Source organism: Streptomyces sp. NPDC008150 (assembly GCF_042956945.1).
Classification (GTDB): domain Bacteria; phylum Actinomycetota; class Actinomycetes; order Streptomycetales; family Streptomycetaceae; genus Streptomyces.
This window is the reverse complement of the sequence record NZ_JBIBHJ010000002.1, coordinates 17,094-40,256: the sequence shown is the minus strand read 5'-3', so window position 1 is coordinate 40,256 and position 23,163 is coordinate 17,094. Positions and strand designations below refer to the sequence as shown.

Sequence of the window (23,163 nt, the reverse complement as noted above, 5' to 3'; positions counted from 1 at the left end):
CGGGGCGGGGGTTGGCGGGGCGGGGGCGGCGGGGCGGACCGATCCCCTCCGGGTGGTCCTCCGTGTCAGTGGACCCGGTCACCCTTCGGCCCGACGTCCCCGATTCCGGCGGGAGTTCCGTCCGGGTCGAACGACTGGCGGAAAGTGAAGGCGTGCGGCGCCGAACCGTGGTCGTGGAGGTGCTCCAGCCGGGAAACCCCGTCCCGCCAGGTGGGTGTCACGTCGTCGGAGACCCACCAGAACACGTAGTTCGGTCGCCCCGTCCTCTCGAACCAGTCGTAACGCCTGTTCAGTGCCTCACGGTGCAGACCGGTGTAGACGGCGTCGAAGGCGGGGCGCGGGCCGGTCCAGAGCGAGAGGGTCGCGGCCAGGGCGGCGGTTTCCGCCGTGCGGCCCTTGTCGTACCAGGCCGGTACGGCGAACTCCCCCCACGCACCCCAGTTCGCCCCGAAGAGCATCCCCCGGTCGCTGTCCGCCGGTTCGGCATGGGCGAGGTACCCGGGTTGCCGGACGAACCTTTGGTAGACCGCCGCGCCGATGTCGTAGAACTCCTGTGTGAGGGGGGCGGGTTCGGCGAGAGGTGCTTTCAGGACGCCGAAGGTGTACAGCGCGAGATGGGGCATGCGTCTCTCCCTGGTCGGGGTGCGTCGGGGTGCCCGGTGCGGGTTCGTTCGACGGCCTGTCGATGGGCGAGGGCGCGCGGGAGCGGCCGGTTCGTTCCCTCGCGGACGGTTCCGCCGAGGTAACTCCCGTGCGTTCGTGGGTGGTTGCCGAGGACCAGGTGAAGGTAGCCGCCTTCGCGCGCCCTGTCGACGTTGCGTTTTCCCTCTCGGCGTGGCTTCCCGGAGGACTGGACGGAGAAGGGGGGTGGGGGAACGCGCTGCGGCGCGCGGTTCCCCCACCCCCCGTCGGTTTCCCGCTACTTGACGTAGACGAGGCCGTCCGTGGTGACCGTGGGGCGACCGGAGGTGGCCGCCACCACGATCTTGACCGTGTGCGTGCCGGAGGCGGACCAGGTCTTGGTCCACTGCACGTCGCGGTACTTGGTGGTGGTCGACTTCAGGTCGACGGTCGCGGTCTTGACGCCGTCGACGTAGACGTACGCCTGTCCGGAACCGGTGGCGCGGGAGACCACCCAGGCCGCGGAGCGTCCGGTGAACTTCCAGCTCAGCGAGGCGTTCTTCGCGGTGCTGCTGTACGACTTCCCGCCGAGGTAACTGCTGGAACTCTTGGCGGTCCAGGTGCCGGTGCGGGTGGCGGAGGTCTCCTGGAGGCTCACCGGAGTGGCGGCGACGGAGGCGGTGGTGGTGTTGCCGGCCTGGTCGTAGGCGGTCATCGACCAGGTGGTGGCGGTGCCGGAAGCCGACGTCAGGGACGCGCCGGTGACGGTCGGCCCGTAGGTGTGCGCGGACGGCTTCGTCAGGCGCACCTCCTTGAGCGCGGCCGTGTCCGAGGCCTTCCAGCCCAGTGTGACGGGGACGGCGGTGGTGTTGACCGTGCCGGTGCGCAGCTTGACCGAGGGCTTGGTGCTGAAGGCAGGTGCCGTGGTGTCGGCGACCACGGTGACGTTCGGCGTGACCGACGTCCTGCCCGACACGTGGACGGCGCGCACCGCCACGGTGTGGCTCCCCGGGGTGAGGGTGAGCGGCGCGGACACGGCGGTCGGGCCGCCGGTCGCGGCGACCTTGCCGTCCACGAGTACCTCGAAGCGGTTGACGAACGCCGTCGGGGAGGTCACCGACCAGTTCACCGCGGTGGTGGCCCTGGTGTACGTGGTGGAGCCCGAAGTCCCGGCTCCGGTGAACGACTTGAGGGTCAGACCCTGTACGGGGCCGCCCGCCATGGTGCGGATGCCGGCGAGGGAGGCGTAGAGCTTGTCGCCGGGGCACTCGGTGGCGTAGCCGTCACGGTGGCCGGAGATCCGGTAGAAGGAAGCCGTCTGCCCCAGCTTGAACTTGCCATTGTCCAGGCCCGCCGTCAGGTCGACCTTGCCCGCGGGGTCGTTGTGGTACTGGCCGAGTTTCCACGCGGCGATGCGGGCCACCGAGGTCTTGGCCGCGGTGGAGGCGTCGATGGAGGTGTACTCGCCGAGCACCGCGATGCCCGTGGAGTTGGTGTTGAAGCCGGGGGTGTGGGCCCCGACGACCGGCAGGTCCGCGCCTCCCTTGCGCCCCTCGAAGATCGTGCCGCACTTGTCCACGAGGAAGTTGTAGCCGATGTCCTTCCAGCCGTTGCCCTGAATGTGGTAGGCGCGGATGGCACGGACCATGGCGGGGGACTGCGAACAGTCGTAGGTGTTGGCGTCCACGGTGTGGTGGACGAAGACCGCCTTGATCTCCGTCCCGTACTCCGGCGACTCGCTGTTGAGCGACTCGTCCGCGCCCCACTGGGCACGGGACACGATCGCCGGGCGCGGCGCGCTGGACGCGGGGGCGGTCGGGACGGTGCTGGTGGGGGAGGGGCTCGCGGACGGCGACGAGCCGGTCGGTGTCGGTGTCGCCGACGTGGGCGTCGCCGTCGGCGTGGCGGGCTGCGTGCCGCCGGACTGCGCGGGGTCCGTTTCCGAGGGCGCGGTGGTGGTGGCACCGGTCGCCTCGTCGGTGCCACCGGCGCTGCCGGTGGGTGCCGGTGCCGTGTCCGTGGTGGCGGCCTCGCCGGTGGGTTCGTCGGCGGCGAAGGCCACGGGGTCGGCGTCGGAGCCGGCGGAGCCCCGGCCGGGGTCGACCATCTCCAGGCGCAACCCTGCGGGCAGCGCGGACCCCTTCCCGTCGACGCTCACCTGCACGGCGTCGGACGGGCCGACCCAGGCGGGCTCGGTGGCGCCGCGGCGGCTCTCGGGTTCGGCGGCGCCGTGGCCGTCGGCCGTCAGGCCGGTCCACGAACCCCACCGCCCGCTGTCGGTGCTCCGTGCGCGGACCTCCACCGTCCCGGGCAGCTCCACCCCGGGTTTCGTCCACGACAGGCCGACGAGGCTGAACGGGGCGGTGTCCTGCTCGGGCACGTCCGCCCGGTCGCCGTGCACCTTCAGTGCCGCGGTGTGCACCCGCGTGTGCACCGGTCCCGCGGCGGCCTTCGCCCCGGCGTCCGCGCCTTCCCCCGAACCGCCGGACACGCCTTGCACCACGGCGACTCCGGTGATCCCCGCCGCCACCGCGACAGCGATGATCCACAGTCTTCTTCTCTTCATGGCGCTGGACGCCCCTCCCCGTGTTCCGGCATCGCACACCGGGAGTTCCCCTCGACCGGCGTGTGCCGGAATCATTGTGACGTCAGCGGTGACCCCGAAGCCATGAGCCTCCTGTGACCTGCGCCACGCGGGCGGCGTCCGGCGCTGCCCCGGTGGGCTCTCGGGCCGTTCCGTCGTCCGAACCGTGGCCGGAACAAACACACTTGCCGGTCCTGGCGGCCGAAGGGGGAACTCCTTCGGCCGCCAGGACCGGCGGCGCACGGCGGTCGGCCCCCGCCCCGTCGCCCTGTCCTCACCCCGGCCCGACGGCGGGCAGTGCGGCGGCCAGCCCGTCCAGGAAGAGTCGCAGTGCCCGGGGGTACGCGCTGTCGCTCATGGTGAGCGCCAACTCGTCGACCGACGCGGCGATGTGGGGGAACTCGTCCGCCGGCAGGCGTGCGTAGGTGGCTTCCCAGGCGGCGCGGTCGGCCGCGGCCACCGCGGGAGGCAGGGCCGCCGCGGCGGCGTCGATGGCTGCGAAGCCGAGCGTGAAGTCGATGAACGCGTGGTAGTGGCGCGCCGCGTCGGCGGCGGCGAATCCCGCACCGCGCAGGACACGGAGTCCGGCCTCGACGCCCTTCATCTCGTTGGGGCGGCGCGTGACCCGGGAGGCCGCCAGGACCGCGGCCTGCGGGTGGGCGACGTACGTGCGGTGCAGTTCGAGGCCGATGTTCTCGATGTCCGTGCGCCACCGGCCGGTCAGCGCCAGACCTCGCAGGCTCATGCCGATCAGTTCGTCCGCGACCGCGAGGACCAGGTCGTCCGCGTTGCGGAAGTAGCGGTAGATCGCCGACGGGTCGGCGCCCAGGGCGGTCCCCAGGCGCCGGACGGTGAGTGCCTCGTTTCCGTGCTGACCGAGGAGACGGATCGCGGTCCGCACGATCAGCTCCTGGCTGAGGGTCGTCCCCGACTTGGTGGTGCGGCGCCGCTTTCCCGCGGAGAGCCGGTCGTCGGGAACCGGCCGGTGTGTGCCGTCGGTGCTGCTCATCCTGCCTCCGGTGACGTCGTCCTCGGCCGTGCTGCCGGCCTGCGCCTCCTTATGACAACGGCATTGACGTCAAAAGTCCATAGCTGTTTGATGTGGCTCCACGGGCCGGGATCCGGGCCCTGGGCGTCCGTCACCCGTGCTCACCGCACGGCGCGGAGAAGTGCCCGCACCGGGGCCCGGCACCGCCGTGCCCCGGGTTCCCTCCCGGCTTCCGCACCACGGAAGTCGGGCCGGCGGCCACCGTCCACCGCGCGACCCGTCGCCTCCGCTCCGCCCGACTCCGCCCGCCGCCCCCACCGGCATCACGCCTCTCCAGCCGCCCGGACGCACAGCGCCCGCTCACCCAGGACCGGTTGCCCATGAAAGACGTCATCGCCGCCACCACACCCTCCGCCGAGTTGAAGAAGTCGCTCGGTGTCTTCGACGGGGTCGTGCTCGCGGCCTCCAGCACCGCGGCCACCACCAGCATCGGCATCGGACTCGGGGTGCTCTCGTCCATCGTGGGGCGGCAGACCCCCCTGATCCTGCTGCTCGCGTTCCTGCCGATGCTCGGCATCGCCACCGCCTACGCCCGGCTGAACAAGGTGGAGCCCAACTGCGGTGCCAGTTACGCCTGGGTGGGCCGGAGCATGGGTCCCTGGCTCGGCTTCGTCGCCGGCTGGGTGCCACTGGCCGCGGGCGTCGTCTTCCTCGCCTACACGACCTCGGTCACAGGGTCGATCACGCTGCAGTTCGCCCACAAGGCCGGGCTCACCGGCGTCATGGGCCATCGGCTCGACGCCAACTCCACCTTCCAGTCGACGATGGTCGGCCTCGTCGTGCTCGCCGCCGTGACCTGGACCGCGGTGACCGGCGTGAAGAAGGCCACCCGCTTCCAGACGTACCTGCTGTGCTTCGAGTACGCGGTTCTGCTCCTCTTCTGCGGCTGGGGGATCCTCGCCGGACACCAGGACTTCTCGCTCTCCTGGTTCGATCCCTTCGCCCTCGGCTCGCTGTCGACCCTGGCCCAGGGGCTGGTCCTCGCCGTCTTCTTCTACTGGGGCTGGGAGTCCGCCTTCAGCGTCACCGAGGAGACACGACGGCCCGAGGACTCCGCGCGCGGCAGCTTCATCGCCCTGTTCACGATGCTCGGCCTGTTCCTGCTGGGCGCCGTGGCCTTCCAACGGGTGATGAGCGAGCGGGAGTTGAGCGGCTCGGGCACCGAGGGGCTCTCGACCTTCGCCGCCCACCTCTCGGGCGAACCGTGGGCCACCCTGCCCCTCGTCGCGATCATGCTCTCCGCCGTGGCGTCCCTGCAGGCCGGCATCATCCCCACCGCGCGCCTGACCCTCGCCATGAGCCGCGAGCGCACGCTCGGCCCGCTGTGGTCGCGCATCAGCGCCAAGCACGGAGGCCCCACGGCGGGCACCGTCGTGATCACCTCCCTGTCCGCCCTCGTCGCGGTGCTGACCATGGTGATCCCCAAGCTCAACGAGGCCATCCTGGCCGCCGTGAACGCCATCGGCATCCTCGTCGCCCTCTACTACGGACTCACGGCGCTGGCCTGTGCCCTGCGCTTCCGCCACCTCGTCCGGGCCGGCCTGCGGGAGGTGCTGGGAGGCATCGTCCTGCCCGCCGTGTGCGGGCTGGTCCTCCTCGGGCTCGGCGCCTATCTCGCCTACTACTACGCCACGTTGAGCACCACCTTCGCCCTCAGCGCGGACAACGGGTGGTTCAACCTGCTGTGTCCGACCATGCTGCTCGTCGTCGGCCTGATCGTGGCGGCCGTGGCGAAGTGGTACCGGCGCGCCCCGTACTTCTCGCCCGCGTCCGCGAAGCCCGCCGGGCCCGTCGAGCCCGCCGAGCCGGACGCGTTGCGGAGCCGACCCGCCTGACGGGCAGTCAACTCCCGTCGGGAGGAGGAGGGTCGGCGCACGCGAGACCGTCAGGGACCCACCGCCCCACGCACACGCACCGCGGCGCGCCCGGCGCGCTCTCCGTTCCACATCCCGTCCGGCGGGCGCGTCCGCCGGACCCTGCCCGCCGTACCGATTCCACCGCAGCCCCACCGATTGGACGTCGCACCATGTCGCAGTCAGCCGCCGACCTCGTCTTCACCAACGGCACGATCCTCACCATGGATTCGGCCCGAAGCCGCGCCACGTCGCTGGCCGTCACCGGCGGACGCGTCACCGCCGTCGGCCACGACGAGGTCCGCCAACTCGTGGGGCCGCAAACCGAGTTGGTCGACCTGCGCGGCCGACTGCTGCTGCCCGGGTTCCAGGACGCACACGTCCACGCCGTCATGGGCGGCGTGGAACTGGGCGAGTGCGACCTGACCGGGACGGTCGATCCGCAGGAGTACCGGCGCCGGATCCGCGCCTACTCCGACGCCCACCCGGAGAAGGAGTGGATCACCGGCGGCGGATGGTCCATGGAGAGCTTCGCGGGCGGCCTCCCCACCCGTCAGGCGCTCGACGCGGTGGTCCCCGACCGGCCCGTCTTCCTGTTCAACCGTGACCACCACGGCGCCTGGGTCAACACCCGGGCGCTCGAAGTCGCCGGGATCACCGCCGCCACCCCCGACCCGCGCGACGGACGCGTCGAACGGGAGCCGGACGGCACACCCACCGGCGCGTTGCAGGAGGGCGCGCTCGCACTGGTCGCCCGGCACCTGCCCGCGCTGACGGCCGCCGACCGGCTGGCCGGGCTGCTGCGCGCCCAGGAACTCCTGCACAGTCTGGGCATCACCGCCTGGCAGGACGCCCTGCTGTGCGGTGCCGACGGCTACCCCGACCCGTCGGACGCCTACCTCACGGCCGCCCGCGACCACACGCTGACGGCGTCGGTCGTCGGTTCCCTGTGGTGGCGTCGCGACGCGGGCGAGGAACAGATCGCCGACCTGCTGGACAAGCGCGAACGCCTCACCCACGGCAGGCTCCGCTGCTCCACCGTGAAGATCATGCAGGACGGGGTCGCCGAGAACCACACCGCGGCGATGACCGCCCCGTACCTGGACGGCTGCGGCTGCGCCACCGGCAACAGCGGCATCAGTTTCATCGCACCCGACGCGCTCAAGCGCTACGTCACGGCACTGGACGCGGAGGACTTCCAGGTCCACTTCCACGCACTGGGCGACCGCGCGGTGCGCGAGGCACTCGACGCCGTCGCCGCCGCCCGCGCGGCCAACGGGCGGCGCGACACCCGGCCGCACCTCGCCCATCTCCAACTGGTCCACCCCGACGACCTCGGACGGTTCAGGGAACTCGGCGCCACCGCCAACCTCCAGGCCCTGTGGGCGGCCCACGAACCGCAGATGGACGAGCTGACCATCCCCTTCCTCGGCCCCGAACGCACCGCCTGGCAGTACCCCTTCGGGGACCTGCTCCGCGCGGGCGCCACCCTCGCGGCGGGCAGCGACTGGCCGGTGTCCAGCCCCGATCCCCTCGCCGCGGTCCACGTGGCCGTCAACCGGGTACTGCCCGACTCCGACGCCGGGCCCTTCCTCCCCGAGCAGTCCCTCGACCTGACCACCGCCCTGGCCGCGTACACGGCGGGCAGCGCGTACGTGAACCACCTCGACGACACCGGCAGCCTGCGGCCCGGCAACCGTGCCGACCTCGTCGTCCTGGACCGGGACCCGTTCGCCGCCCCGGCCGGGGAGATCGGCTCGGCACGCGTGCACCTCACCTACGTCGACGGCCACCGGGTGCACGCGTCACCGGACGCGTAGCCGCGTGCTCCCGCGACCGCCCTCGCCACGGCCCCCACCGGCCCGTGGCGACGAACCGGGGCGGGCACGTCGTACGGCGCGCCCGCCCCCGGAAGCGTCCGGCTCGGGCTCAGCGGTCGGCGAGTGCCCGGATCTCGGCCGCGATCAGCCGCGGGTCCTCCTCGGCCATGAAGTGGCCGCAGGACACCGTGCGGTGACGCAGGTCGTCGGCCCAGGCGGACCAGAGCCCCTGCGCGTGGTAGCCGAGAGCGGCGCCCCAGTCCTGCTGGAGCACGGTCACCGGCATGGCCAGGCGGTTGCCGGCGTCGCGGTCGGCGGTGTCGTGGTCCACGTCCACCCCGGCCGAGGCCCGGTAGTCGGCGACGATGGAGGGAACGGCCGCCGCGGACGCCGCGAGGTAGTGGGCGCGGACGTCCGCGGGGACGGCCCGGGGGTCGTTGGTCCAGGCGTCGAGGAAGTGGGCGAAGAAGGCGTCGGCGCTCCTCTGGATCATCAGCTCCGGGAGGCCCGGGGGCTGGGCCGTCAGATACAGGTGGAAGGCCACCGCGGCGGAGACGCCGTGCAGGGCGTCCCACATGTCGAGCGTCGGCAGTACGTCGAGGAAGAGGGCCCGGGTGACGGCGTCCGGGTGGTCCATCGCCGCGCGGAAGGCGACCAACGCTCCGCGGTCGTGCCCGGCCAGGGCGAACCGGTCGTGCCCCAGTTCGGCGGCCAGACGGACGACGTCCCGGGCCATGGTGCGCTTGGAGTAGACGTCGGGGCCGCTCTCCGCGGGCTTGTCGCTCGCACCGTATCCGCGCAGGTCGGGGCAGATGACCGTGTGGTCGGCGGCCAGGTCCGCGGCGACGTGCCGCCACATCAGGTGGGTCTGCGGAAAGCCGTGCAGAAGGACGAGGGGCGAACCGGTGCCGCCGACGGCGGCGTGCAAGGCGACGTCGCCGTCGACCGCGACGCGGTGCTCGGCGAATCCGGGGATGCTCAGGGATGTCACGGTTACTCCTGCATTGGTGTGTCTTGGGTGCCGCGTGTTGCCGGTGTGCTTCGTGGCAAGGTGACCTTCCGGGCCCCTTCGGCCCGGGGGCGCCTTTCGGCGACGTCACCCAGGCTGCTGGGTGCGGATCAGCGATCGATGAGTGAACACGCGGGACGCCGCCCGGGGAGGGCGCGTCCGCGAAGGGACCGTGCGTGGACGTGGAGTTCGGACTGCTGGGGCCGGTGGCCGCGTGGGGTGCCGACGGGCCGGACCTCCCGCTCGGCGCGCCCCGCCACCGGGAGGTGCTGGGAAGGCTGCTGGTCGCCCACGGCCGGGTGGTGGCGGTCGACCGGCTCGTGGCGGACCTGTGGGAGGACGGGGCTCCGGCGGGCGCGGTGGGGGCGGTTCGCACCTTCGTGGCGGCACTGCGCCGTGCTCTGGAACCCGGCCGCGCGCCCCGGCGGCCCTCCCGCCTGCTGGTCACCGACGGTCCCGGCTACGCCCTGCGCACCGAGCGCGGGGCGGTGGACGCGTGGCGGTTCGAGGACATCGCGGCGCGCGCCGCCGACGCGCCGCCCCGCGCGGCCGTGGCCCTGTGGGACGAGGCGCTCGCGTGCTGGCGCGGACCCGTGCTGGCCGACTTCCCCGGTGCCGCGTGGGCCGGCGCCGAACGGGCCCGTCTGGAGGCACTCCGTCTCGACGCCGTCGAGCGGCACGCCGACGCGCTGCTGGCCACCGGCGCGGCACGCGCGGCGGTCGCCGCACTGCGGGCCCACGTCGCCGCCCACCCCGGCCGTGAGGACGGCTGGGTACTGCTGGCCACCGCCCTCGACCGCGCCGGACGGCACGGTGAGGCACTGACGACCCTGAACCGTGCCCGCGCCGCTCTCGCGGAGGCGGAACCCGGCACGAACGCGGGCACGGGGACGGCGGCCGCGGGCCGGGGCGCGCTCGCGCGGGCCGAGGCCCGCCTCACCGGCGGCGCGGGCGACCGCGCGATCGAGCCGGCCGGCATCGCCGACGGCGTCTGGGACCGGGCCACGGCCGCGTGGGGCCGCTCGGTGCCCGCCCGCTCGCAGGCCCGGCTGCACGCCACCGCCGGACTGCTGCGCGACCTCGCCGTGACCGGCGCCGACGGACTGCGCGAGGCGCACCGGCACCGGCGGGACCTGGTCGCGGCGGCCGAATCGACCGGCGACACGGAACTCGCCGCGCGGATCATCGGCTCCTACGACGTGCCCGCCGTGTGGACCCGCGCCGACGACCCCGACGACGCCGGTGAACTGGTCCGCGCGGCGGCCCGCGCCGCCGCCCGCCTCGGTCCCGACGGGCCGCCCGCGCTGCGCACCCGGCTGCTGTCCGTCGTCGCCGTCGAGTCACGGGGCGACGCGGCCGCCGACACGGCACCCGCCGGGGCCGCCGGTCCCCCTGTCGTCGAGCCGTGGCGGCAGCGTGCCGAACGCGCCGCGGAGGAGTCCGTCCGCCTCGCCCGCCGACTGGGCGACCCCGGGCTCCTGGCCTTCGCCCTCAACGGCGCCTACATGCAGTCGTTCGGGCGCTGCGGATCGGCCGGCCGCAGGGACGGGATCGGCGGCGAACTGACCCGCCTGGCCGTCGACCATCAATTGCCTGGGCACGAGGTGCTGGGCCGGATCGTCCGCCTCCAGGCACTCGCCGGCCTGGGCGAACTCACCGCGGCAGACGCCGAGGCCGAGGAGATCGACCGCCTCGCACACCGCAACGAACGGCCGCTCGCGGGCGTTTTCACCACCTGGTACCGGGCCTTGCGTACCTGCGAGACAGACGGCTGGCGGGCCGCCCGCCCTCTGTACGCCAACGCCCTCGCGGAGACCGCCGATTGCGGAATGCCCGGCCTCGCACAAGGAGCCGCCGTGCTGGTGGCGCTGGTCCCGGTGATGCGTGGGGACGCCAACACCCCTGTCGATCCCGATGAGTTCGGCCACCTGGACGCCGGTCCCTACCGGCCCTGGCTCGACCCGCTGCTGCTGGCCGCGTCGGGAGCGGTCGGACAGGCCCGCGAGGCACTGGCAACGGTTCCCCGGCCACCGCACGACCTCCTCCAGGAGGCACTGTGGTGCGTACTCGCCCGCACCGCGGCCTCCGTCGGACATCTGCCGGTGCTGCGCCGCGCCCGAGGCGAACTGGCCGCCGCCCGAGGCGAGTTCGTCGCCGGAAGCGGCCTGGTCTCCTTCGGTCCGGTGGCCCGTCACCTGTCGGAGGCCGAGGCGGCTCTCGGGGCATAGGCCCTCCTGCCGGGCGGGCCGCCCCGCGGGGCGGCCGGGCCGCGACCCGTTGCCGCGCATGTCGGCTGCCCCGTCCGGCAGTTGGGCTCGTGCCGCCCGTCACCGCCCCTCGCGGACCCCGGCGGCCGTACGCAAAAGAAGGGCGGTCGACGTGCGGTCCCGCTGCCTCCCTCGCCCCTACGGCGCGCGCCAGATGTTCGCGTAGGCCGCGTTCTCTATGGACCGCCTCTGGCGGACCGCCTCCAGCTCGACGATCGCCCCGCGGACGGCGGCGAGAACGGCGACCGCGGTCTCGTCGCCGTTGCCGAGTTCGTGCTCGGTGGACCCCAACTCGTCATCCCCGTCCCGCAGTTCGCCTCCGTTTCGGACGGCCGACGCGAGAGCCGCGAGGACGGGCTCCCCGTCCTGCCAACGAGCGGCCGCCTGACGGCGCGCGGGTGTGTCGGCCTGCACGAGGCGGTTCGACGCGAACGAAAGCACGCCGTTCCGCTTCCGGGTCAGCTCGCCGTCCTTCTCGAAAGCCTCCTGGTACGCGGCGGACAGGTCCCGGCCGCGGCGCCACAGCCAGTCCTCGACCTCCTCGAAGGGGGGCCCGGGGACCACTCCCGCCCAGGCGGCCGCCAGGAGCCGGTCGTCCGGTGCGCGCGACGGGTCGTCCGCCGTCCGGGCCCGGTCGCCGTCCGGCACCACCCGGTCCTCGGCCACCGTGAGCAGCCCCGCCTCGACGAGGTCCAGCAGCTCGGCCCCTGCCAGGGCCAGCGACAGATCGCCCTGGCCCACGGTGTCCTTGGAGGCAGGGTCCGTGACGATGATGAACAGGTCTCTTGCCGTGGTCATGAACGGCTCCCTCCGACGGCTTTCACGGAACGCGAACTCCTCGCCCTGCCAGGTCCGGCACCGGCGCCGACGGTCGGCAGGGCGTCCGGCACCACCAGTATCCTCCGCCGCCCCCCACCGAAGAGGGGCGGTCCGGTGGCCCGGGTGGCACGCGCACCCGGCCGCGCGTGCGCCCGGTCCCCGCCGGCCGCGCGAAGGGGAGCCGGCCCCACCCGGCGACTCGTGGGGGAGGCCCGGTGACCTGGCGGTCCACGTGTTGGTGACACCGCCCGGCCCTGGTCGGCAGCACCGCGCGCGGTGTCCCGGGCCCGGCGGTTACCGTGGTGGCCATGATCGGGCAGACGGGTGCGGGCGGCGCCGGGGCGACCGCGCAGGTGGAGGTCCTGGAGCTGCTGGTGTCCGCGCACCACCGACTCTCCGGGCGTCCCTCCGACGGACCGGCGTCCGGCCCGGACGACGAACGCGTCGGGCGTGTGACGGTGCGGGCCGGCCTCGGGCTGGTGGGCGACCGGTATTTCGGCCGGCCGGCGCATCGCGACGCGTCGGTCACGATCATGGCCGCCGAGAACCTGCCCTCCGACCTGGCGCCCGGAGTCGGCCTGCGCCACACCCGCCGCAACGTCCTGCTGCGCGGCGTCGACGTGGACGCCCTGGTCGGTGCGGTCCTCAGCCTCGACACGGGCGACGGCCCCGTCTCCTTCCGCCTCAACCGCCCCGCCCGCCCCTGCGCGTGGATGGACGTCACGGTGGCCCCGGGGGCCTGGCGTGCGATGCGCCGCACCGGCGGCGTCCGCTGCACACCCCTCACGGACGGCACCCTCGCCGTGGGCCCGGCGGAACTGCGGATACTCCAGCCGCCGCCCGGAGCGCCCGGAACCTCGTGACAGGGCGGGGAGAGCAGGGCACCGGATGCTCCTGGGCGTGCCTGTCGGCCCGACCGAACTTTGTTCACGGCAGCGGGAGTTGACCGGACCGTGGCAACGCGTGCCGCGCGTGCCCGGCCGCGTCACGGCCGGGCGACCCGTCGTGACCGGCCGGGCGACGGGCCGTGACGGGCAGGGCGACGGGTCGCCCGTTCTCTACAGGCGGCCCGTCGCCGTCGGTCAGACGGTGGTCAGTTCCCGTGCGTCCCGGGCGGTGAGTTCCTCCTCCAGGCGTTCCCCCTCGATGTCCGGGTCGGGGACGACCCGGGCGAACCAGCGGGGGTGGTACCAGATCTTCGAACCCGCGATCGCCATCAGCGCGGGGACCAGGGCCAGGCGCACGACGAAGGCGTCGATGAGGACTCCGACGGCGAAGCTGAAGCCGATGGACTTGATCATCGGGTCGTTGGCGAAGAGGAACGACGCGAAGATCGAGGCCATGATCAGGGCGGCGCTGGTGACGACGCGCGCGGACTGCCCGGTGCCCTGGACGGCCGCCGCCCTGGCGTCGCCGGTGCGGGTGTAGTGCTCCTTGATACGGGAGACGACGAAGATCTCGTAGTCGCTGGAGAGCCCGAACATGATCGCCAGGAGGATGACCGGGAGGAAGCTCAGCGTCTGGGTGGGCGCGATGCCGAGCAGGTGCTGGCCCCAGCCCCACTGGAAGACGGCGACCTGGGCGCCGAGGGCGGCACCGGCGGAGAGCAGGAAGCCGAGGATGGACTTCAGCGGGACGAGGATCGTGCGGAACGCGAAGGTGAGCAGCAGGAACGCGAGCACGACCACGGTGGCCAGGAACACCGGCAGCGCGTCGGAGAGTTTCGCCGAGACGTCGATGTCGGTGGCGGTCTGTCCGCCGACCAGGATGTGCGCGCCGGTGTCGGCGGCGATCCGTGAGGAGTCGTCGCGGATGGTGTGCACGAGGTCGGCGGTCTTGGGGTCGTTGGGCCCGGTGGACGGCACCACGGAGACGACCGCGATGCCGTTGGTCACCGCCGCGACGTTGGAGGAGACCACGCCGTCGACCTTTCCGAGGGCGGCGGCCACCTGCTGTGCCTGCGCGGGGCGGTCGACGTCCTGGGCGACGACGGTGAGCGTGCCGTTGTAGCCCGCGCCGAAGTGGTCGCTGGTCAGGTCGTAGGCGACCCGTGAGGTGTCGGAGGTCGGGCGGGCGTTGGCCCCCGGGAGACCGAGGTCCATCTTGGAGAAGGGCAGGGCGATCACGGCGAGCCCGACGACTCCCAGCACCAGGACCTTGACGCGGTTGCGCACGACCCAGGAGGCCCAGCGGGTGCCGGCCAGCTTCTCGGGGTCGCGGGCCGCGTTCTCGGTGGCCGCGCGGGCACGCCGCAACCCGGGGAGGCGGGAGTAGCGGAAGCCGCGGGAGCCGACGACGCCCACGAGCGCGGGGAGCAGGGTGAGCGCGACGAGCAGGGCGAGTCCCACGGTCGCGGCGGCGGTCAGTCCCATGACGGTGAGGAAGGGGATGCCGACGACGGACATGCCGCACAGCGCGATCATCACACTGAGGCCGGCGAACACCACGGAACTGCCCGCGGTTCCGGCGGCCCGGCTCACGGCCTCCTCCGGCGAGTGGCCGGCCGCCGCGTTGGTGCGGGCCCGGGAGAGGATGAACAGGGCGTAGTCGATGGCGCAGGACAGACCCAGCATGGTCGCCACCGACGTTGAGGCGGAGGCGATGTCGGTGAACGCCGAAAGGATCGTGACGCCCATCATCGAGATCACGACGCCGAACACGGCGGTCACCAGCGGCATGCCGCCGGCCACCAGGGAGCCGAAGGTCAGGACGAGCACGATCAGCGCGACCATCATGCCGACGGCCTCACTGTTGACCTCGGCGGCCTGCGGGTAGACCGCGCCGCTGAACTCGACCTGGACACCCGCGTGCCGGGCGTCGCTCGCGGCCGGCTTCAGCCCGTCGACCGTGGCGTCCTTCACGTTGCCGGCCGCCGGGGTGTTGTAGGTGACGGTGGCGAGGGCGACCTGCTTGTCCGGGGAGACGCTGCCCGCGGTGAACGGGTCGGAGACCGCCACGACCTGCGGCAGGGCCTTGAGCTCCTTGAGCGTCTTCTCGACGCCGGCCTTGTGCGCGGCGGAGGTGACGTTGCCGTCCTCGTCCGCGAAGACCACCTGGGTGGTCGCGCCCGACGCGGCGGGAAGCTTCGCCTTGAGCACGGAGACCGCGTGCTGGGCCTCGGTGCCGGGGATGCTGATCGCGTCGGTGGTCTTTCCGCCGCTCGCACCCGCCAGCGCGACGGCCGCGACCACGATCACGATCCAGCCGGCGAGGGTGGCCCAGCGGTGCCGGTACGACCAGCGTGCCAGGCGGTAGAGGTATCGGGACATGGGATCCCCACAGGTAGGAGCGTGCGGCGGGACGAACGCGAGAGAACCGGTCGCAGCTGGAGGTCAATTATGCTCACCATAGCTTTTATGCAGTCCATGGCAAAATTGCTGACCGTGCTAACATTTTCCTTATGGGAGCACCCGAGACAACGACGTCCCTGCGGGCCCGTTCCAAGGCGCGGCGACGGGAACTGATCCGCCGTACGGCCATGCGGCTGTTCGCCGAGCGCGGCTACGACAGCACGACCATCGCCGACATCGCGGCCGAGGCCGAGGTGGCCCCCCGCACCGTCACCATGTACTTCGCCTCCAAGCAGGACATCGCCATGTCCGTCCAGGACGAACTCGCCGGCCGGCTGTCCGCGGTCTTCAGGGAGACGCCGGACATGGGCTTCCTGGAGGCCGTGGACCGCTGGCTCCTCGCCGAGGTGGAACACCTCGACCCCGAGCTCACGGCTCTGGCCGCGGACATGTTCGAGACGAACCCGCCGCTGCGTTCGAGCAGCGCGGCCGTCTTCGCCGAGGTCAGCGCCCTGGCGGGCCCCGCCTTCCGCAAGGACGTGAACCTCCCCTCCGGCCACCCGCTGGCCAGGGTGATCGGTGCCGCCACGGGCGCCGCCATCTCGCAGTACCTGATCACGAGCCTGCACTCGCCCGACCAGCCGGCCCTCCACGGCGCTTTCATGCACACCCTGGAAGTCCTGATCCGCTCCGGGAGTTGAGCGCCCGCCGCCGATCGTGTGCGGTGTGCTTTCCGGGGTAGTCGGGAGGAGTCGACATTTCTGGCAATCTTCAACAGCCGCCTTCCTGTGAGGCGACACGGCCCTGACCCCGCCGACGGCTGCGTGGAGTCACCCCCGGGCCCTGCCCCGGGCGCCACTCACCGAAAGGGCCCCCTCGTGCTCGCGGAAACATCCGCACAACCCGTGCGGAACACCGGCAGTGACTTCGCGGTGCTGTCGAAAGAAATCGCCGACAGCGGCCTCATGGCCCGTCGGCCCGGCTACTACACGGCCCGCATCGCCGCGGTCGCCGCCCTGTACGGCGGCGCCTGGGCCGCGTTCGTCCTGGTCGGCGCGAGCTGGTGGACGCTCGCCGTCGCCGCGGTGCTCGCCGTCGCCTTCGGCCAGGTCGCGCTGGTGGCCCACGACATCGCCCACCGGCAGGTGTTCCGGCTCCGCAGGGCGAGTGAGACGTCCGGGCGCATCGCCGGCAACGTCGGCATCGGCATGGGCTACGGCTGGTGGCAGGACAAGCACACCCGCCACCACGCCAACCCCAACCACGACCAGCTCGACCCCGACATCGCCCCCGACCTGCTCGTCTGGACGCAGGAACAGGCCGGCGCCGCGCGGGGAGTCTCCCGGTGGATCGGCCGCTCGCAGGCGTTCCTGTTCTTCCCCCTCCTCACGCTGGAGGGCTTCAACCTGCACGTGGCCGGTGCCAGGTCCCTGGCGAACCGCTCGCTCAAGCACCGGGTCCTCGAAGGAACCCTGCTCATCGGGCACTTCGCCGTCTACCTCACCGCGCTCTTCCTGGTACTGCCGCCCGGCATGGCCTTCGTCTTCCTCGTCGTGCACCAGGGCCTCTTCGGGGTCTACCTCGGCTCGATCTTCGCCCCGAACCACAAGGGCATGCCCATCCTGAGCGGCGACGACCGCCCGGACTTCCTGCGCCGCCAGGTGCTCACCTCCCGCAACGTCCACGGAGGATGGTTCACGGACATCGCTCTGGGAGGACTCAACTACCAGATCGAGCACCACCTCTTCCCGAGCATGCCCAGCCCCAACCTGCGCAGGGCACAGGTCATCGTCCGCCGCTACTGCGAGGACCTGGCGGTTCCGTACCTGGAGACGGGACTCGTCACCTCCTACCGGCAGGCACTGCGCAGCCTGCACCAGGCCGGCGCCCCGCTGCGCGGGGCGGGCACCGCGGCGTAGGACGCCCGCACGCCGGCGACGACGGCGCCGGACGGGCGGCCCTCACGAGCCCGGCGATGGCGGAACCGCTGCCCCGGCATCCCGGGCGGCTCCCCTCCAGGGCGCGGCGTGCGGCTGCCGCAACAAGCGCGCTCGGGCGACCGGCCGGATCATGGACGGGAGAGCGGAGGCCTGTCCGTGCGACGAACGGAAGCAGCGGAGACGTGGGCGGTGACGATGCGGAGCGCGAGGCCCGGGAACACATCACGGAAGTCCGGCAGGTCGAGGCGCTCAACCGTATGGCCGGTCCCGTCCGGCGCGACACGGGACCTGTGGAGCCCTCGCGCCGCAGGGAGCAGGACCTGCTCGTCACCGGCCACGCACTGGCCCGAGCCGAATCCCTCGCGCACACGCTGGCGCTGGTGTCCGGTCTCGCCGACCCGTCCCTGACGCTGACGGGGCAGGCCATCCTGCGGATGGACCACGAGTCCCTGTTCTGTGTCGAGCAGATCGGCTTCGAAGACGTCGGAGGAGGGGGCGCCGGGACCGTCGGCCACCGCGTGGCACTCGCCGCCGACGAGCCGAGCGCCCAGGCGGCCCGCACCGGGCTGCCGGTCTTCCTCTCCTCCCTGGAGGAGGCGGCCCGCCGGTTCCCGCGCATCCGTACGACCCTGCTCGGCGCGGGATTCCGGGCCGGGGCCTACCTGCCGCTGACGACGTACGGCCAGGTCAACGGGGTCTGGATGGCCGCGTTCAAGGAACCGACGGACATGACGGAGGGCCTGCGCGGCCTGCTGACCAGCCTGGCCCGCCTGATCGCGCAGAACATGGAACGCGCCTACGCGGACGAGGCCGACGTCGCGCTCTCCCAGCGCATCCGCAGCGGCATGGGCGGCAGCGGACGCAGCCCGGCGGGCCTCACGGTGGCCGCCCGCTACGTACCCTCCGGCGGAGGCATGACGGTCGGCGGCGACTGGGTCGACAGCATCGACCTTCCGGGCGGGCGGCTGGGGCTGGTCATCGGTGACGTCCAGGGCCACGACCTGCACGCGGCCGGCCTGATGTCCCAGCTGCGCACCGCGATCCACGCCTACGCGGTCGAAGGGCACAGCCCGGACGCGGTCCTGACCCGGGCCTCGCAGTTCCTCGCCTCGCTGGACGACGACCGGTTCGCCACCTGCATCTACATGGAGGCGGACCCGGCCACCGGGAACGTGCGCGTCGCGCGGGCCGGACACCCCCACCCCGTTCTCCGTCTCCCCGACGGAACGTCCCTGCTCAGGCACCTGGCCGGCGGTATGCCCCTGGGCGTGATGCTGGGCCGCGACGACTACCCGGTCAGCACGTTCACGTTGGCGAACGGCGAGATCCTGATGCTGTGCACGGACGGCCTGATCGAGAACGGCGGCCACGACATGTACTCCGGATGGCTGCGCGTCCGTGACGCCATGGCCTGGGGGACCGTGGAGGACATCGAGGGCCTCGCCGACCATCTCCTGGACGCCGTCGCCCTCTGGGACCCGACCGGCAACGAGACGTCCTTCCGCACGGACGACGACATCGCGCTGCTCCTCCTGCGCCGCGACGACCACGGCGCCTCGCGGCCCGAGCCCGAGCGCCGTCTCCAGATCGCCGTCGCGCAGGACCAGGCCCGCGACCTCTCCGAGGCACGTGCCGAACTGCAAGGACTCCTGTTCGACTGGGCGCACGCGGACGACGTCCACACCGTGCTCCTGCTCGCCTCCGAGATGCTCGGCAACGTGCTGGTCCACACCGACCAGGCGGCGGTCATGCTCGCCACCGTGACGGGCCCGCCGGGCGGCCGCGGCCTGCGCCTCGAAGTGACCGACCGCAGCAACGACACGCCTCACCTCAGGTCCCCCGGAGAGCTGTCCTCCTCCGGGCGGGGGCTGCTCCTGCTGGACGCCCTCTCGCACCGGTGGGGCGTACGGCCGGAACCGCAGGGCAAGACGGTCTGGTTCGAGCTCGACGAGGGCGGCGCGCCGGAGGACTGACCGAGGCTGTCCTTGTCGCCGCCGTGCCGAGAACACCCGGCCCGGGGCCGACCGGTCGAACCGCGAGCCGTAAGCCGCAAGCCGCGAAGTCTCCGCGGAACGCCGCCAGTTGGCCACCGCCGGCATCGCCGACCACCTGGGGGGTGCCCGGACCACCAGCATCGGGCGTATCTGGATGACCGGCCGCCGAATCCGGAGGCTGATGGGCAGAGGCAACACAGCCCTACGGAATCGGAGAAGCACGCGATGCGCGTTGTGATCATGGGTGGGACGTCCGGGATCGGTCTGGCGGCTGCCGAGAGGCTCACGGCAGCCGGCGCCGAGGTCGTCGTGACGGGGCGGGACCCCGGCAGGCTGGCCGCCGTCAAGGACCGCGTGGCCGGTGCCGAACAGGTCGACGGTGCCTCGGAGGAGGACGTGACGGCATTCCTCGGGCGGACGGGTGCCATCGACCATCTCGTCCTGGCGTTCAGCCCCGGCGCGGTCGGGTTCGGCCCGCTCTCCGACGCGAGCCCGGCCGACATCAGGGCCGCCTTCGCGGGCAAGCTGTTCCCGTACCTGCACGCGATCCAGCGGGCCGACGTCACCGGCTCGATCACGATGATCTCTGCCGCCAGCGCGCGGGCCGCCCTGCCGGGCAGCGCGGTGCTCGCCGCGGTCAACGGCGCGATCGAGCGGATCGTGTCCCCGCTCGCGGCCGAACTGACCCCGGTCCGGGTGAACGCCGTGGCTCCCGGGGCCGTCGACACCCCCTGGTGGTCGTTCCTGCCCGAGGAACAGCGGGCGGCCCAGTTCGCCGCCGTGGCCGCGGAGCTCCCGGTGCGGCGGATCGGACGACCCGACGACGTCGCGGACGCCATCGCGTACCTCATCGGGGCCGACTACGTGACGGGCACGGTCCTGCCGGTCGACGGCGGGTTCACCGTCGCCTGATGTTCACGCCCCGGGATCCCCGACAAGTTTCGTGAAGCGGCTCTCCACCTCCGAGCCCGGCGGCAGGAGATAGGAGACCAGCGTCTTGTCGTCGTTCGACAGATGCAGCTTCACGTAGTCGAGGGTGACCTCGCCCAGCAGCGGATGGTCGATCGTACGGGCCTGGGGCACGAACGGCGCCAGGTCCTTGCGTTCCCACAGGCGGGCGAAGTCGGGGCTGGCGGCGGCCAGTTCCGCGACGAGGCCGGTGATCCCGGGGGCAAGGACGGCGTCGCTCGCCTGGGTGCGGAACAGCGCGACGGTGAGCGCGGCCTCCGCCTCCCAGTCCCGGACCATCTCCCGCACCTCGGGCGCGGTGAACGTGAGCCACAAAACGTTGCGCCGCTCCTTCGGCAGGGCGCCCAGGTCGCCGTAGAGGAGTTCGCAGCCGCGGTTCCAGGCCAGGATGTCGAACCGCGGGTTCACGACGAAGGCCGGGTTCGGATCGAGGTGGGCGAGCAACACCTGGTACTGGGACGGCAGTTCGGTGGCCGAGGGCACTCTGTCCGGAGGCGGTTCGTCGGCGAGCCGGAACAGGTGGGCGCGCTCGATGTCGTCAAGTCCCAGCGCCCCGGCCAGACTTCCGAGAATCTGGCGCGAGACGCGGATACGGCGCGCCTGCTCCAGCCACGTGTACCAGGTGACGCTCACCCCCGCCAGCGTCGCGACCTCCTCGCGCCGCAGGCCCGGAGTGCGCCGTCGCCCGAACGTCGGCAGCCCCGCCTCCGCGGGGGTACGCCTCGCCCGTCGGCCACGCAGGAACTCGGCGAGTTCCTGCCGCCGGTCCTGCGCCGTCACCTGCCCGCCCGCGGGGTCCGGCCCCAACGGGCGTCCGACCGTTCCCGCTTGTGCCTTCGTCTGCTCGGACATGGCGCCTCCGGCCGCTCGGTCACCAGGACTCTAGCGTCGCCCTCGACACACCCCGGTGCCCGGCCGGGCGGGCAGCCGGACCGCCCGCCCGGCGGGACACGCTCAGCCGGTCAGGACCTCCGGCCGGTAGAGGTCGAGCCACAGGGCGAGGTCGAGGGTGCGCTCCAGGCCCCTGCGCGCCGCCTGCGTGCTGACCGGGCCCTCGTCCTGGGAGACGACCTGCCGGACCCGTCCGCGGTCGACGAGGTCGAAGACCGGGTGGGACGGCCGGGCCAGCAGGTCCTCCACGTTGTCGCGCAGGGCGGCGGCGTACTTCGGATCCTGGGTCGACGGGTAGGGGCTCTTGACCCTGTCGTACACCGAGCGGGGGAGGACGTCGGCGGTGGCCTCGCGCAGCAGGCTCTTCTCCCGGCCGTCGAACGACTTCAGCGCCCAGGGCGTGTTGTAGACGTACTCGACCAGCCGGTGGTCGCAGAACGGCACGCGCACCTCCAGGCCGACGGCCATGCTGGCCCGGTCCTTGCGGTCGAGCAGGATGCGGACGAAGCGGGTCAGGTGGAGGTGGCAGATGCGCCGCATGCGGTACTCGAAGTCGCTCTCGCCGTCGAGGCGTTGGATGCCCCGGACGGCCGTGCGGTAGCTGTCGTCGACGTACGTTTCGAGGTCCAGGGCCCCCAGCAGGTCGGGGCGCAGCACCTCGGCGTCGTTGCCGAAGTGCCTGCCGAACTGCACCAGCCAGGGGAAGGCGTCGGCGCGGCGGGCCTCCTCGTCGAAGAACTGGAGGTAGCCGCCGAAGACCTCGTCGGCCGACTCGCCGGACAGGGCGACCGTGGATTGTTCGCGGACGGCCCTGAACAGCAGGTAGAGCGACGCGTCCATGTCCCCGAAGCCGGCGGGCAGATCCCGCGCGCGGATCACCTTCTCCCGTACGGCGGGGTCGGCGAGTTCCTGCGAGTCCAGCACGATGTCGCGGTGGTCGGTGCGCGAGTTGCGGGCGACGTCGTGGACGAACGGTGTGTCGGGTGTGCCGCGCAGTTCGTCGGCCACGAAGCGGTCGGTCTGGCCGGCGAAGTCGACGGCGAAACTGCGCACCCGTTCGCCGTGCGGGGCGAGTTGGCGCGACGCGAGCGCGGTCAGCGCGGAGGAGTCGAGGCCGCCGGACAGCAGGGTGCAGCGAGGGACGTCGGCGACGAGCTGGCGGCGCACGATGTCGTCGAGGAGGGAGCGGACGGTGGCGACGGTGGTGTCGCGGTCGTCGGTGTGGGGGCGGGTCTCCAGTTCCCAGTACGCGCGGCGGCGCAGGCCGGCGCGGTCGACGGTGACGACCGTGCCGGGTTCGACCTCGTGCATGCCCTTCCAGACCGCGTGCCCGGGGGTCTTGACCATGGTGAAGAGTTCGCGCAGGCCGTCCCGGTCGACCTGGGCGGGCGCCAGCGGGTTGGCGAGGATCGCCTTGGGCTCGGAGCCGAACAGGACGCCGTCCGGTGTGGGGTAGTAGTAGAAGGGCTTGATGCCCATCCGGTCGCGGATCATCACCAGCCGCTCTTTGCGGCCGTCCCACACGGCGAACGCGTACATGCCGTTGAGACGTTCGGCGACGCTCTCGCCCCATTCCAGGTAACCGCGCAGGACGGTCTCCGTGTCCGAGTCGGTCGTGAACCGGTGCCCCCGCGCGGTCAGTTCGTGGCGGAGTTCGGTGAAGTTGTAGGTCTCGCCGGAGTAGACGAGGGCCACGGTGCCGTGCGGGGTGTCGACGGTCATGGGCTGGCTGCCGCCGGGCAGGTCGATGATCGCCAACCGGCGGTGGCCGAGGGCCGCGGGGCCCTGCACCCAGGTACCGCGGTCGTCCGGGCCGCGGCAGGCCATGGTCTCCGTCATTGTGTGCAATGTCGCCGACTCGGCGCGAAGGTCACGGTCGAAGGAGATCCAGCCGGTGATGCCGCACATGTGCGTCCTCCTGCCCTCCGGTTCGCCGGATTCCCCTTCTCACCTGCGATGTTCGGATGGCAGGGCGAGGGTCCCGCGAACTAGTTGTATCAAGCACTCACCTTCGAAGCGTGCACCGCGCGATCGGGCCGGTCAACACGGCCGTAACCT

Annotated in this window: 16 protein-coding genes; 8 read left to right on the top strand and 8 right to left on the bottom strand. The window is 72.5% G+C overall.

The genetic code is table 11. From position 1 onward, the window contains the following. Positions 1-65 precede the first annotated feature (65 nt). The 3 genes from ACFZA0_RS05860 to ACFZA0_RS05850 form a co-directional block, all read right to left on the bottom strand. The gene (locus ACFZA0_RS05860; protein ID WP_391011982.1) at positions 66-623 is read right to left on the bottom strand and encodes a DUF3291 domain-containing protein; all 558 of its coding nucleotides are present in this window, start codon (positions 621-623) and stop codon (positions 66-68) included. A gap of 296 nt (positions 624-919) precedes the next feature. Next, positions 920-3,187, bottom strand: a complete 2,268-nt coding sequence (locus ACFZA0_RS05855) for an N-acetylmuramoyl-L-alanine amidase (protein WP_391011979.1) — start codon at positions 3,185-3,187, stop codon at positions 920-922. Positions 3,188-3,479: 292 nt separating this feature from the next. Continuing rightward, positions 3,480-4,214: a TetR/AcrR family transcriptional regulator C-terminal domain-containing protein gene (locus tag ACFZA0_RS05850; RefSeq protein WP_391011976.1), complete on the bottom strand. Its 735-nt coding sequence runs from the start codon at positions 4,212-4,214 to the stop codon at positions 3,480-3,482. Between the two features lie 359 nt (positions 4,215-4,573). Here ACFZA0_RS05850 and ACFZA0_RS05845 point away from each other — a divergent pair, with 359 nt between their 5' ends. Together ACFZA0_RS05845 and ACFZA0_RS05840 are read left to right on the top strand one after the other, a co-directional pair. Beyond that, positions 4,574-6,088, top strand: a complete 1,515-nt coding sequence (locus tag ACFZA0_RS05845; RefSeq protein ID WP_391011973.1) for an amino acid permease — start codon at positions 4,574-4,576, stop codon at positions 6,086-6,088. Positions 6,089-6,279: 191 nt separating this feature from the next. Then, the gene (locus ACFZA0_RS05840; protein WP_391011970.1) at positions 6,280-7,926 is read left to right on the top strand and encodes an amidohydrolase family protein; all 1,647 of its coding nucleotides are present in this window, start codon (positions 6,280-6,282) and stop codon (positions 7,924-7,926) included. A 109-nt stretch (positions 7,927-8,035) separates the two neighbouring features. Here ACFZA0_RS05840 and ACFZA0_RS05835 read toward each other — a convergent pair whose 3' ends face one another. Further along, positions 8,036-8,917 carry an alpha/beta fold hydrolase gene (locus ACFZA0_RS05835; RefSeq protein ID WP_391011968.1) on the bottom strand — a complete coding sequence of 294 codons (882 nt, stop codon included), beginning with the start codon at positions 8,915-8,917 and terminating at the stop codon, positions 8,036-8,038. Positions 8,918-9,111: 194 nt separating this feature from the next. On the opposite strand from ACFZA0_RS05835, the gene ACFZA0_RS05830 reads away from it, so the two are divergent. Beyond that, positions 9,112-11,163, top strand: coding sequence for a BTAD domain-containing putative transcriptional regulator (locus tag ACFZA0_RS05830; RefSeq protein WP_391011965.1), 2,052 nt, complete (start codon positions 9,112-9,114; stop codon positions 11,161-11,163). Between the two features lie 177 nt (positions 11,164-11,340). Here the strand turns inward: ACFZA0_RS05830 and ACFZA0_RS05825 are convergent, their stop codons facing one another. Continuing rightward, the gene (locus ACFZA0_RS05825; protein WP_391011963.1) at positions 11,341-12,000 is read right to left on the bottom strand and encodes a GPP34 family phosphoprotein; all 660 of its coding nucleotides are present in this window, start codon (positions 11,998-12,000) and stop codon (positions 11,341-11,343) included. A gap of 329 nt (positions 12,001-12,329) precedes the next feature. On the opposite strand from ACFZA0_RS05825, the gene ACFZA0_RS05820 reads away from it, so the two are divergent. Continuing rightward, positions 12,330-12,884 carry a molybdenum cofactor biosysynthesis protein gene (locus tag ACFZA0_RS05820; protein ID WP_391011960.1) on the top strand — a complete coding sequence of 185 codons (555 nt, stop codon included), beginning with the start codon at positions 12,330-12,332 and terminating at the stop codon, positions 12,882-12,884. A gap of 219 nt (positions 12,885-13,103) precedes the next feature. Here the strand turns inward: ACFZA0_RS05820 and ACFZA0_RS05815 are convergent, their stop codons facing one another. Continuing rightward, positions 13,104-15,290: an MMPL family transporter gene (locus ACFZA0_RS05815; protein WP_391011958.1), complete on the bottom strand. Its 2,187-nt coding sequence runs from the start codon at positions 15,288-15,290 to the stop codon at positions 13,104-13,106. A 131-nt stretch (positions 15,291-15,421) separates the two neighbouring features. Here ACFZA0_RS05815 and ACFZA0_RS05810 point away from each other — a divergent pair, with 131 nt between their 5' ends. The 4 genes from ACFZA0_RS05810 to ACFZA0_RS05795 all read left to right on the top strand — a co-directional run bounded on the left by ACFZA0_RS05810 (position 15,422) and on the right by ACFZA0_RS05795 (position 20,157). Beyond that, positions 15,422-16,012, top strand: a complete 591-nt coding sequence (locus tag ACFZA0_RS05810) for a TetR family transcriptional regulator (protein ID WP_391011955.1) — start codon at positions 15,422-15,424, stop codon at positions 16,010-16,012. A gap of 264 nt (positions 16,013-16,276) precedes the next feature. Beyond that, positions 16,277-17,230, top strand: coding sequence for a fatty acid desaturase (locus tag ACFZA0_RS05805; protein ID WP_391013519.1), 954 nt, complete (start codon positions 16,277-16,279; stop codon positions 17,228-17,230). 203 nt (positions 17,231-17,433) lie between these two features. Beyond that, positions 17,434-19,224, top strand: a complete 1,791-nt coding sequence (locus ACFZA0_RS05800) for a SpoIIE family protein phosphatase (RefSeq protein WP_391011952.1) — start codon at positions 17,434-17,436, stop codon at positions 19,222-19,224. A gap of 246 nt (positions 19,225-19,470) precedes the next feature. Beyond that, a complete protein-coding gene (locus ACFZA0_RS05795) occupies positions 19,471-20,157 on the top strand; it encodes an SDR family oxidoreductase (protein WP_391011949.1) in 687 nt (228 codons plus the stop codon). A gap of 3 nt (positions 20,158-20,160) precedes the next feature. On the opposite strand, the gene ACFZA0_RS05790 is transcribed toward ACFZA0_RS05795, so the two are convergent. Together ACFZA0_RS05790 and asnB are read right to left on the bottom strand one after the other, a co-directional pair. Further along, positions 20,161-21,066, bottom strand: a complete 906-nt coding sequence (locus tag ACFZA0_RS05790; RefSeq protein ID WP_391011947.1) for a helix-turn-helix domain-containing protein — start codon at positions 21,064-21,066, stop codon at positions 20,161-20,163. 102 nt (positions 21,067-21,168) lie between these two features. Then, a complete protein-coding gene (gene asnB, locus ACFZA0_RS05785; protein WP_391011944.1) occupies positions 21,169-23,013 on the bottom strand; it encodes an asparagine synthase (glutamine-hydrolyzing) in 1,845 nt (614 codons plus the stop codon). Between the last annotated feature and the right edge of the window lie 150 nt (positions 23,014-23,163).

Bases quoted from the DNA above. Each gene is read 5' to 3' on its own strand.
- ACFZA0_RS05825 (WP_391011963.1), bottom strand. From the start codon at position 12,000: ATGACCACGGCAAGAGACCTGTTCATCATCGTCACGGACCCTGCCTCC.
- ACFZA0_RS05850 (WP_391011976.1), bottom strand. From the start codon at position 4,214: ATGAGCAGCACCGACGGCACACACCGGCCGGTTCCCGACGACCGGCTC.
- ACFZA0_RS05815 (WP_391011958.1), bottom strand. From the start codon at position 15,290: ATGTCCCGATACCTCTACCGCCTGGCACGCTGGTCGTACCGGCACCGC.
- ACFZA0_RS05840 (WP_391011970.1), top strand. From the start codon at position 6,280: ATGTCGCAGTCAGCCGCCGACCTCGTCTTCACCAACGGCACGATCCTC.
- ACFZA0_RS05845 (WP_391011973.1), top strand. From the start codon at position 4,574: ATGAAAGACGTCATCGCCGCCACCACACCCTCCGCCGAGTTGAAGAAG.
- ACFZA0_RS05820 (WP_391011960.1), top strand. From the start codon at position 12,330: ATGATCGGGCAGACGGGTGCGGGCGGCGCCGGGGCGACCGCGCAGGTG.
- ACFZA0_RS05860 (WP_391011982.1), bottom strand. From the start codon at position 623: ATGCCCCATCTCGCGCTGTACACCTTCGGCGTCCTGAAAGCACCTCTC.
- ACFZA0_RS05805 (WP_391013519.1), top strand. From the start codon at position 16,277: ATGGCCCGTCGGCCCGGCTACTACACGGCCCGCATCGCCGCGGTCGCC.
- ACFZA0_RS05810 (WP_391011955.1), top strand. From the start codon at position 15,422: ATGGGAGCACCCGAGACAACGACGTCCCTGCGGGCCCGTTCCAAGGCG.
- ACFZA0_RS05855 (WP_391011979.1), bottom strand. From the start codon at position 3,187: ATGAAGAGAAGAAGACTGTGGATCATCGCTGTCGCGGTGGCGGCGGGG.
- asnB (WP_391011944.1), bottom strand. From the start codon at position 23,013: ATGTGCGGCATCACCGGCTGGATCTCCTTCGACCGTGACCTTCGCGCC.
- ACFZA0_RS05790 (WP_391011947.1), bottom strand. From the start codon at position 21,066: ATGTCCGAGCAGACGAAGGCACAAGCGGGAACGGTCGGACGCCCGTTG.
- ACFZA0_RS05795 (WP_391011949.1), top strand. From the start codon at position 19,471: ATGCGCGTTGTGATCATGGGTGGGACGTCCGGGATCGGTCTGGCGGCT.